This window comes from Streptomyces sp. NPDC059524, from assembly GCF_042749255.1.
GTDB classification, from domain to species: domain Bacteria; phylum Actinomycetota; class Actinomycetes; order Streptomycetales; family Streptomycetaceae; genus Streptomyces; species Streptomyces xanthii.
This window is the reverse complement of record NZ_JBHYTK010000220.1, coordinates 1-10288: the sequence shown is the minus strand read 5'-3', so window position 1 is coordinate 10288 and position 10288 is coordinate 1. Positions and strand designations below refer to the sequence as shown.

Genomic DNA, 10288 nt, shown 5'->3' with positions numbered 1-10288 from the left:
TGTGTCTCGGGTGGCGGGCCCTCTCCCACCACGCTCGTGTGTGTGGGGCGTTGTGCTGCGTGTGCGGGCTCTCCCGCCTCCACCCCCATTACCGCCGGGCCCGGTCATCCGAAGCCGCGCGAGTCCTGCTTGAGCGCGGTGTCGACGGTCAGCGCCGTCGCCACGACCAGGCTGAGCAGCGGCTCGGGCAGCTGGAAGTGGATCTGCAGGACGTAGTTGTCCGCCGTGGTGAACATCGTCTTGGCGAGGCCCTCCCACGTCTTCGTGATCCGCGCGACCTCCTGGTCGGCGTGGTCCACGATCGCGAAGTTCCAGGCCCGCCAGTTCTCCGCCTTGATCGCGCCGACCTGCTGGCCGTTCACCATCATGCCGAAGTTGATCTTGCCGATGACGTTCTGCTGGACGATCTCGCCGACCGGCGAACCGTCCGGGCGCTCGACGATCACCCGGGACTTCATGAACTTCGCGGGGCGCGTGAGGATCAGCTGCGGCTGCCCGTAGGCGTCGCGGATCTCCAGCTTGTGCGTCATGAACTGGTCGACGCTGGAGACGAAGCGCAGCGCCTTCTTCAGGCTGCTCTGGCCGATCTCGGTGACCGTGCCGAGCGGGCGGCCCTGCTGGTCCATGACGCTGTACTCGTTGGTCAGCTCGATCAGCTTGGCCTTCTGGTTCACGACCAGGACCGGCTCGGTGAACAGCGTGCCGCCGCCCTGCGCGCTCGGCGCGACACCGGCCTGCTGCTGCACCTGGTGCTGGACCCGGGCCGCGTCCGCGTGCTGCTGCGCCTGCGCGCCGTAGGCCTGCTGCGGGGCGTGCTGCTGAGGCGCCTGCTGCTGCGGCTGACCGCCGTACGGCTGCTGCTGCGCCTGAGCCTGGGGCTGGGCCGCCTGCGGCTGGGCCTGGGCCGGCTGGGGCTGGTGCTGCTGGGGCTGGGCCTGCGACGGGGTCTGCTGCTGCGGGACCTGGGCCGCCGCGTGCGTGTGCTCGGTCCACTGGGAACCGTCCCACCACCGCAGTGTCTGGGGAGTCCCCTGAGGATCCGGGTACCAGCCTGCAGGGGTGTTCGATTGCGTCGTCACCGGGGCACACTATCGCGCCGCCCCATGGACCGGACCAGGCCGGACAGATGTGATGTGTGCCCCTCCGGTCCCGTCGGCACCGGAGGGGCACACCCGGGTCACACGGTGGCGATGGCCGGGTCGCTCACGCCCGCCGTGCCGTTCTCCACGTGCCCGGCGAGCCGGCGCAGATAGCCGGTCACGCCCTCGGCGACGATCGTCAGGTCGTACCAGCGCCGGGTGCCCGACGGGTCGACGGTCCGCTGGAGCGAGCCGCCCGCGGGCACGGTGTGGGTCTGCGCGGCGCCCCCGTACGCGTTGGTCACCGTGAGCCGGACCGCGGCCGCCGTCGGGTTGGTCAGGGTCAGCTCCAGGTTGCCGGTGCCCCCGTTGTGGCGGGCGGTCACCTCGGGACCCGCGGCCTTGTTGTCGCCCTTGAAGGCGCGCAGGAACCCGTTCGGGCCGTGCACGGTCAGGTCGTAGGCGCCCTTGGAGTAGTACGAGTTCCAGCTGTCCGAGATCGACTTGCCGGCCTCGGCCGTGTACGTCCAGGGCCCGTCGGTGCGGTTCTGGGAGCGGATCTGGAAGGCGGCGCCCGCGCTGGGGCCGCCGCTGAGGGTCAGCTTGTACTTGCCCGTCGCGATGTCGGCGGCGCCGTCCACGTAGGGCGCGTAGGCGAGCGGGCGGCTCGGACGGGAGCCGGCCTCCTGGCGGGGCAGGGAGCCCTGCGCGGGCGGCTTCGGGACGTAGCTGGGGTGCCGGTCGCGGTCCGGCGGCAGGTAGCCGGAAGTGTCGGGCAGCTGGGCCGGGTCGGTGACCTTCAGGGAGAAGTCGAAGGCGGAGGTGAGGTCGCCGCAGATGGCGCGGCGCCACGGCGAGATGTTGGTCTCCCGTACCCCGAACCGCTGCTCCATGAACCGCAGGATCGAGGTGTGGTCGAAGGTCTCCGAGCACACGTATCCGCCGGTGGACCAGGGCGACACGACGATCATCGGGACACGCTGGCCGAGCCCGTAGGGTCCGGCGGCGCGGGTGATGCTGCCCGGGTAGTAGTCCAGCTTGGTGTCGACGGTGGACAGGCCCTGGCTCGCGGAGGACGGCGGGTAGGGCGGCACGATGTGGTCGAAGTAGCCGTCGTTCTCGTCGTACGTGATGAACAGGGCGGTCCTGCTCCACACCTCGGGATTCGAGGTGAGCGCGTCGAGGACCTGCGATATGTACCAAGCGCCGTAGTTGGCGGGCCAGTTGGGGTGCTCGGAGAAGGCCTCGGGGGCGGCGATCCAGGAGATCTTCGGCAGTGTGCCGGCCTTCACGTCGGCCTTGAGCACGTCGAAGTAGCCGTCGCCCGCCTTGGCGTTGGTTCCGGTGCGGGCCTTGTCGTACAGCGGGTCGCCGGGCTTGGCGTTGCGGTAGTTGTTGAAGTACAGCAGCGAGTTGTCGCCGTAGTTGCCCCGGTAGGCGTCGTTGATCCAGCCCCAGCTGCCGGCCGCGTCGAGCCCGTCGCCGATGTCCTGGTACACCTTCCAGGAGATCCCGGCCTTCTCAAGGCGTTCGGCGTACGTGGTCCAGCCGTAGCCCGCCTCCTCGTTGCCCAGGACGGGACCGCCGCCGGTGCCGTCGTTGCCGACATATCCGCTGAGCATGTAGTAGCGGTTGGGGTCGGTCGCGCCGATGAACGAGCAGTGGTAGTCGTCGCAGACGGTGAACTTGTCGGCGAGGGCGTGGTGGAAGGGGATGTCGTCGCGGGTCAGGTACGCCATCGTGCCGGTGCCCTTGGCGGCGATCCAGTTGTCGTAGCGGCCGTTCGCGAAGGCGCTGTGCCCGCCCGCCCAGTCGTGGTCGAGGCCGGCGATGAACTGCATGCCGAGGTCGGCCGCGTCCGGGTGGTACGGCAGGGTCTCCTTGCCGGCACTCGACTGGTACCAGACCGGTTTGCCGCTGGGCAGCGTGACCGGGCGCGGGTCACCGAAGCCGCGGACCCCCTTCATGGTGCCGAAGTAGTGGTCGAAGGAGCGGTTCTCCTGCATGAGCACCACGATGTGCTCGATGTCCTGGACGGTGCCGCTGCGGCGGGCCGCCGGGATGGCGGCGGCCCGCTCGATGGAGCCGGACAGGGCCGTGTAGGCGGCGGTGGCTCCGGCGATCTGCAGGAAGCGGCGCCGGTTCAGTTCGGTCATGGGTGGGGGGATCTCCTGTTACGTCGGTGGATGCGTCGGCGGACGGGATCGACGGGAGTACGCCAACGGAGTGTTCAAGACCACCGGGAGAAAGGGAAGGGGCGGTGACGCACGTGTGAAGCCGGTGGGGCGGACGGCCGAAAGTCACCGGTGCGGCGCCGGATCCGGACCCTGTGAATCCACCGCCGGACCGAGGGGCTCCCCCGCGAGCCACTCGGCGACGGCCCGCCCGATCCGCTGCCCGGTCTCGATCTCGACGAAGCCGAACTGCCCGGACTGGTTGCACTCCAGGAACCACCAGATGCCGTCCGCGTCCTCCGCGAAGTCGAAGGCCCCGTAGGCGAGTTGGGCCCGGGTCAGATAGGCGTGCACGCCGTCGGCCACGCGCCGCGGCACGTGTACCGGCCGCCACGGCCCCGCCGTGTCGTTGAAGCGCACGTCGACGACGGCCTCGTCGGCCTCCTCCGCCTGCGGCTCGCTCCGCGCGCGGGCCGCGAACAGCCGGTCGCCCACGACGGTCAGCCGGATGTCGGCGACCTTGCGGACCCGGCGCTGCAGCAGCGTCGGGCCGTGCGCGACGTCCCGGTAGTCCTCGCCCGGCCGCACACGTGTGGTCGGCACGGCCATCCCGTGCCCGTCCGGGTGTGCGCCGGAGACCGGCTTCACGACGAGGTCGGGATAGCGCTCCGCGAACTCCCGCGCCACCCGGGGGAACGTGGTGATGAGCGTCGCGGGCACCGGCAGCCCGCAGGCCCGGGCCAGCCACAGCTGCCAGGGCTTGTGCCGGGCCTGCCGGGCCGCGTCCGGATGATTCATCCAGCGCGCGTCGGTGCAGCGCAGCATGCCGTACAGCGACTGGGAGGCCTCCTCGGTCAGCCAGTCGGAGGCGGCGAGGGCGCGGGCGGCGGGGGTGCCGGGCCTGCGCACCCACACGGAACGCAGACCCGCCATGCTCACCACCCGGCCGCCGACGGACAGATGGCCATGAAACGCCCCATGGGCGAACTCTCCGGACACTCCGACGCCGCCGGGAAGTTCGGCCGGATCCAGTCTCAGCACCGGGATTCCCCCGGCGTTCAATTCCACGACGGCCATGTCGGCCGTCACGTCCTGTTCGTTCGTCAGGATCAGAACGGTCATTTCCGCGCGGCCGTTCAGTCGTCGAAATGGGTTTTGGACCCTGCCGTGGACGTGGTAGCGGCACTCTCTCGCAACACAGCGTAGTCGTACGCGGCCACTCCGCCGTCGGGCAGCACATTCAACTGCAGTGCGGAGTCGTATGTGTACGGCGCGCTGACCTCTGCCTCTCGTACAGCTCGGGCATAGTTCAGGGCGAACGGTCGCATGAGTACTCCTCGTTGGGGGGCGCACCAAGCTAAGCGCATGGTGACTCTCCGGCGTCACACTCCTAGCGAATTTCTCAGATTCTTTCTGTAGGACGCATCACACCTGCGGACGAGTTCATTCCGCCACGGAGCGTGATGACGCAACGTCAGCAACCAGAAAGGGGCGGCCCTTTGGGCCACCCCTCTGCTATACCGCGCCTTTACAGTCCTTTACACTCCTTCACGCCACCGTCACCGGGCCGCCGTCAGGCCCGCAGCGGGGCCAGTTCGGGGTGCGCCGACACGTATCCGTCCAGGAGCCGGCGGGCGACGGCGACCGAGTCGACGAGCGGGTGCAGGGCGAAGGCCTTGACCGCGGCGGCGCGGGACGCGGTCGTGGCCGCGGTCAGCACCTCGCGCTCCACAGCCTTGACCGAGGTGACCAGGCCCGTGGCGTGGCCGGGGAGCGGGTCGACGGCCACGGGGTGCGCGCCGTTGGCGTCGACGAGGCAGGGCACCTCGATGACGGCGTCCGCGTCGAGGGCCGAAAGGACGTGCCGGTTGCGGACGTTGAGGATGAGTGTGGCGCGTTCGTCGCGGGCGATGGCCCGCATCAGCGCGAGCGCGACCTTCTCGTACCCGCCGGACTCCTCCAGGTCGGCCTCGTCGCGCTCGCCCGCGCCGGCCGCCTCGCGGTTGTCGGCCATGTACGTGGCCTCGCGCTCGGCGCGGGTGCGGTCCCAGGAGGCGTAGGAGGGATCGGCGTAGAAGGCGGACTGCTGGTCGGCGAGGAAGGCGCCGCGGGTGCGCTCGGCCTCGCGGTAGGCGCGGACGGTCTCGCGGTTGAAGTAGTAGTAGTGCAGGTACTCGTTGGGGATCGCGCCGAGGGAGCGCAGCCAGTCGGTGCCGAACAGGCGGCCCTCCTCGAAGGAGCCGAGCAGGTCCTCGTCGGCGAGCAGCCGGGGCAGTTCGTCGCGGCCGTGCACGCGCAGGCCGCGCAGCCAGCCCAGGTGGTTGAGGCCCACGTAGTCGATCCAGGTGTCGGCCGGGTCTGCGCCCAGGACCCGGGCGACGCGGCGGCCGAGGCCGACGGGCGAGTCGCAGATGCCGATGACGCGGTCGCCGAGGTGGCGGGACATGGCCTCGGTGACCAGGCCGGCGGGGTTGGTGAAGTTGATGACCCAGGCGTCGGGGGCGACGGCGGCGACGCGGCGGGCGATGTGGGTCGCGACGGGGACGGTGCGCAGTCCGTACGCGATGCCGCCGGCGCCGACGGTCTCCTGGCCGAGAACCCCCTCCTCCAGCGCGACGCGTTCGTCGGCGGCGCGGCCCGCGAGACCCCCGACGCGGATCGCGGAGAAGACGAAGTCGGCGCCCCGCAGCGCCTCGTCGAGATCGGTGGTGGAGTGCACGGCGGGCGCGTCGGGAACGCCCGTGGCCTGCTGCGCGAGCACCCCGGTGATCGCCTTCAGCCGGTCGCCGTCGATGTCGTGGAGGGTCACCTCGGTGACCCGGCCCGGGGCGTGGTCGTCGAGCAGTGCGCCGTACACGAGGGGCACCCGGAATCCGCCACCGCCGAGAATCGTCAGCCTCATGGCCCGATCGTAGGGCAGCCTGATCCCCGACCAGATCTTCGACCGGCGGAGGACCCCCATGCACATCCGCTCGACCACGACCTCTACGTCGCCCCGTACCAGACGCACCGGACGCCGACTCCTCACCGCGGCCGCCGCGTTCGCCGCGCTGGCGCTCGGCGCCGGGACCGCGACGGCCGCGCCCGGGTGGACCGAGACCGGCACGGCGCGCGTGGACTCGCTGTCCGGCAGCCAGGGCCTGGCGAGCCGCGCGGACGGCTCGCTGCTGTACCGCGGCCTGGCCTCGGTCCCGCTCGACCTGCGGATAGCCGGCTGGACGCACGTGGGCGACCCGGACATCGCGGGTGGCTACACCTTCGACGCGTACCAGGGCGGTGACGGCGCGAAGAAGAAGATGTACGCGGTGACCGCGCCCGGCGGGAAGCGCACGACGTACGAACACGCGCTGGATCCGGGCGAGTTGCTGAACAACTCGTTCGCGACGGTGTCGCCGGACGGGCAGTGGCTGGTGTCCGGCGAGTGGGGCACGATGCGCCGCCTCCAGGTCTTCCCGGCGCCCGTCCTGAACCCGTCGGCGCCCGCGCCCGGCGCGAATCTCCCGCAGGCCGGCCAGATCACGCTCGACCGGTCCGTCGACGACATCCAGGGCTGCGACTTCACCGACGCCACGCATCTGCTGTGCTCGTCGGACGGCGCGGCCAAGGAGGTCCTGGAGGTCGCGCTGGACCGCGCCCTGGACGGCGCGCCGGTCACCGGCCGGGTCACCTCGGCGTTCGCGATCCCGCAGCGCAGCATCTGCTCGGGCACGTTCGAGTCCGAGGGCGTCGACTACGACGCGGCGCGCGGCACCCTCCGGGTGGAGATGGTGCCGCCGTCGCCGTGCCTGGTGACGACGGCCGTCATCTCGTACCGCAGGGGCTGACCGGTACGAGCGGTCACGGGGTGGGGCCGGCCGGGATCAGCCTCGGTCCCGGCCGGCGCCCTCCGGCTTCTTTCGCGGGTCAGGCGGGCACCGGTGCGGCGGCGGGGAGGTACGGCGTGACGTTGCGCAGGGCGCGCTCCACGTACTCCTCCTTCTCGCCGACCGGCGCGACGTAGTGCAGCGCGCTCGCCGCGGCCTCGACGCCCCGGGTGCGGGCGATGATCCACGCGGCGAGGTACGGGGAGGCGAGGCAGCCGCCGGCGGTGGCGACGGAGTCCCGGGCGTGGAAGGGCTGGTCGATCACGTCGATGCCGGCGGCGACGACCCACGGCCTCGTGGTCAGGTCGGTGCAGGCGGGGACGCCGTCGAGCAGGCCGAGCCGGGCCAGCACGAGCGCGCCGGAGCACTGGGCGGCGATGAGCTGGCGTGCGGGGTCGAGGCCGCGCAGGACGCTCATGATCGCCGGGTCCTCGACGACCTCGCGGGTGGCGATGCCGCTGCCGATGATCACGGCGTCGGCGGCGCACGCGTCCTCCAGCGTGGACATCTGCTCGACGACCACGCCGTTCATCGACGTCACCTTGGGGCTCGGGGTGGCGATCGTGACGCGCCAGCCCTCGCTCCTGACGCGGTTGAGCACGCCGAGCGCGATGAGGGAGTCGAGTTCGTTGTAGCCCTCGAAGGTGAGGATGGCGATGTGCACGGCGGCGGTCCTTCCGGGAGCGGGTGCGGGACGGAAGCCGACCGTAGGGACAGGCATCCAGGACAGCCAAGAAATTGTCATGCGTACAATCCGCCGCATGGCTGCCCCGCGGTACAAGACGCTGGTCGACGCGCTCGCGTCCGACATCCGGTCCGGAAGGCTCGCCGCGGGCGCCCGGCTGCCGACCCATCGCGGGCTCGCCGCCCGGGAGGGCATCGCGGTGGTGACGGCGACGCGGGTGTACGCGGAGCTGGAGGCGATGGGCCTGGTCAGCCGGGAGCAGGGCCGGGGCACGTTCGTACGGGACCTGGCGGTGCCCGCCGGACACGGTATCGACCAGGCGGCCGTGGCCCCGGACACGGTCGACCTCAGCTTCAACTACCCGTCCCTGCCCGGGCAGGCCGGTCTCCTGCGGCAGGCCCTGCGGGAGCTGGCCGGTTCCGGTGATCTCGACTCGCTGCTGCGCTATCAGCCGCATCCGGGGCGCCCGCAGGACCGGGCCGCGATCGCCCGGCACCTGCGGCAGCGGGGGCTCACGACGGACGCGGAGCGGGTCCTCGTCGTCAACGGCGCGCAGCACGGCCTGGCCGTCACGGTCATGGCGATGCTGGCGGCCGGTGACGTCGTCGCGGTCGACGCGCTCACCTATCCGGGGTTCAAGGTGCTCGCCCACGCCTTCCATCTCGACCTGGAGCCCGTCCCGGTGACGGCCGGAGGGCCGGATCTCGACGCGCTGGAGCGCCTGTGCGCGACCCGCCCCGTCCGCGCGATCTACACGATGCCCACGCTCCACAACCCGCTGGGCGGGGTCATGTCCGCGGCCGACCGCACCCGCCTCGTCGCCGTCGCGCGGCGGCACGGCGCGCTGATCGTCGAGGACGCCTCCTACGCCTACCTGGTGGAGGACCCTCCTCCGCCGCTGGCCGCGATCGCGCCGGACCTCACCGTCCATGTGTCGGGGCTGTCGAAGAGCGTCGCCACGGGTCTGCGCGTCGGTTTCGTCGTCGCCCCGCCGTCCGCCGTGCCGTCGCTCGAACGCGCGATCCGGGCGACCACGTGGAACACCCCGGCGCTCACCACCGCGATCGTGTGCCGCTGGCTCGAGGACGGCACCGTGGACGCGTTGGAGGCACGCAAGCGGGCCGACGCCAGGTCCCGTCAGGGCATCGCGCGCGAGGAGCTGGCGGGTCTGCCCTTCCTCGCCCACCCCGCGTCCTATTTCACCTGGCTTCCCCTGCCCGAGGACGCCCGCGCCGACCGTCTGACGGCCACGCTCGCGCGGCGCGGCATCTCGGTGTCCACGGCCGAACCCTTCACGACCTCGCACCACACCCCGCAGGCCCTGCGCCTCGCCCTCGGCTCGACCGACCCGGAGAGCCTGCGGTCGACGCTGCGGACGGTGCGGGAGGTCGCGATCGAGGACGCCTTCGCCTGAGGCGTCTGCGAGCCGGTGCGTAGCATCCAGGCATGCTGAGGATCGGGTCTGTCGTGCTGGGTGTGTCGGATGTGCCGCGTGCGGCCGCGTTCTGGACGGAGGCGCTCGGCTACGTCCCGCGCGACGAGGTCGGCGACGACTGGGCGGTGCTCGTCCCGGCGGACGGCCCCGGGGTCCAACTCGCGCTCGGTCTCAGCGAGTCGCCGGTCCAGGAGCACCCGCGTGTCCACCTCGACCTCTACGCCGGGAACGCGGCCGAGCAGGCCGCCGAGATCGAGCGGCTCGTGTCCCTGGGCGCCCGGCATGTCGACTGGGACCTGTACCCGCAGGACCCGGACTTCGTGGTGCTGGCCGACCCGGACGGCAACCGCTTCTGTGTCATCGACACCGCCCACCCCTGAACCGGCGCCGATCCGAAGGCGGGTGACCACCTCCGCGTGAGCGGGCCCCCTCCGGGGAAAAGGTCAGGATCATGACAGAGACCCCGGAGATCCTCAGCACCACGACCCGCCCCGCACGCCCCGTTCGGCAACTTCTCGCCGCTTCTGTCGGAAATGCAGTGGAGTGGTACGACTGGTACGCATATACGTTCCTGGCCACCTACCTCGCCGACCAGGTCTTCCCGAAGAGCGCCGACAACTCGCTCGTACCGCTGCTGTCCACGTTCGCCGTCTTCGCCGTCGGCTTCTTCATGCGGCCCGTCGGCGGGCTGCTCATGGGGGCCGTCGCCGACCGGCGCGGGCGGCGGGCCGCGCTGACCGTGACCATCCTCCTGATGGGCGGCAGCAGCCTGCTCGTCGGGCTCACCCCGACCTACGCGGCGGCGGGCGTGCTCGCGCCGGTCGTCCTCGTCCTGGCACGGCTGCTGCAAGGGCTGTCCGTGGGCGGGGAGTTCGCCGCGTCGACGACCTTCCTCGTCGAGTCCGCCGGGCCCGGCCGCCGCGGCCTGTTCTCCTCCTTCCAGTACGTGTCCACGTCCATCGGGCAGTTGACGGCCTCGGGGGTCTCCTCTCTGCTGTTGAGCACGCTCACCGATGTGCAGATTGACGGCGTGTGATGGCGCTTTCAGTTAT

At 71.4% G+C, this 10288-nt stretch carries 9 protein-coding genes and 1 pseudogene; 4 read left to right on the top strand and 6 right to left on the bottom strand.

Annotation, left to right across the window (positions count from 1 at the left end; all coding sequences use genetic code 11):
- Nucleotides 1-104: 104 nt before the first annotated feature.
- The 5 genes from ACFW9D_RS35875 to ACFW9D_RS35855 form a co-directional block, all read right to left on the bottom strand.
- Complete coding sequence (locus ACFW9D_RS35875) at nucleotides 105-1079, bottom strand: phospholipid scramblase-related protein (protein ID WP_384629274.1); 975 nt, start codon at nucleotides 1077-1079, stop codon at nucleotides 105-107.
- Nucleotides 1080-1177: 98 nt separating this feature from the next.
- The gene (locus ACFW9D_RS35870; protein WP_384629271.1) at nucleotides 1178-3235 is read right to left on the bottom strand and encodes a phosphocholine-specific phospholipase C; all 2058 of its coding nucleotides are present in this window, start codon (nucleotides 3233-3235) and stop codon (nucleotides 1178-1180) included.
- A gap of 144 nt (nucleotides 3236-3379) precedes the next feature.
- Nucleotides 3380-4375, bottom strand: coding sequence for an ATP-grasp ribosomal peptide maturase (gene tgmB, locus ACFW9D_RS35865; RefSeq protein WP_384629268.1), 996 nt, complete (start codon nucleotides 4373-4375; stop codon nucleotides 3380-3382).
- A 14-nt stretch (nucleotides 4376-4389) separates the two neighbouring features.
- Nucleotides 4390-4581 carry a putative ATP-grasp-modified RiPP gene (tgmA, locus tag ACFW9D_RS35860; RefSeq protein ID WP_188335912.1) on the bottom strand — a complete coding sequence of 64 codons (192 nt, stop codon included), beginning with the start codon at nucleotides 4579-4581 and terminating at the stop codon, nucleotides 4390-4392.
- Between the two features lie 245 nt (nucleotides 4582-4826).
- Complete coding sequence (locus ACFW9D_RS35855) at nucleotides 4827-6155, bottom strand: 6-phospho-beta-glucosidase (protein ID WP_384629266.1); 1329 nt, start codon at nucleotides 6153-6155, stop codon at nucleotides 4827-4829.
- Nucleotides 6156-6213: 58 nt separating this feature from the next.
- Here ACFW9D_RS35855 and ACFW9D_RS35850 point away from each other — a divergent pair, with 58 nt between their 5' ends.
- A complete protein-coding gene (locus ACFW9D_RS35850; protein WP_384629263.1) occupies nucleotides 6214-7077 on the top strand; it encodes a hypothetical protein in 864 nt (287 codons plus the stop codon).
- Nucleotides 7078-7156: 79 nt separating this feature from the next.
- Here the strand turns inward: ACFW9D_RS35850 and ACFW9D_RS35845 are convergent, their stop codons facing one another.
- On the bottom strand, nucleotides 7157-7780 hold the full coding sequence (locus ACFW9D_RS35845; protein ID WP_384629260.1) for a DJ-1/PfpI family protein: 624 nt from the start codon (nucleotides 7778-7780) through the stop codon (nucleotides 7157-7159).
- 97 nt (nucleotides 7781-7877) lie between these two features.
- On the opposite strand from ACFW9D_RS35845, the gene ACFW9D_RS35840 reads away from it, so the two are divergent.
- The 3 genes and pseudogenes from ACFW9D_RS35840 to ACFW9D_RS35830 all read left to right on the top strand — a co-directional run.
- A complete protein-coding gene (locus ACFW9D_RS35840; RefSeq protein WP_384629257.1) occupies nucleotides 7878-9215 on the top strand; it encodes a PLP-dependent aminotransferase family protein in 1338 nt (445 codons plus the stop codon).
- A 32-nt stretch (nucleotides 9216-9247) separates the two neighbouring features.
- Nucleotides 9248-9616 (top strand): VOC family protein, encoded by a 369-nt coding sequence (locus ACFW9D_RS35835; protein WP_384629254.1) that lies wholly within the window; start codon nucleotides 9248-9250, stop codon nucleotides 9614-9616.
- 71 nt (nucleotides 9617-9687) lie between these two features.
- Nucleotides 9688-10266, top strand: a pseudogene (locus ACFW9D_RS35830) (MFS transporter); the annotation flags it as partial.
- Nucleotides 10267-10288: the final 22 nt, after the last annotated feature.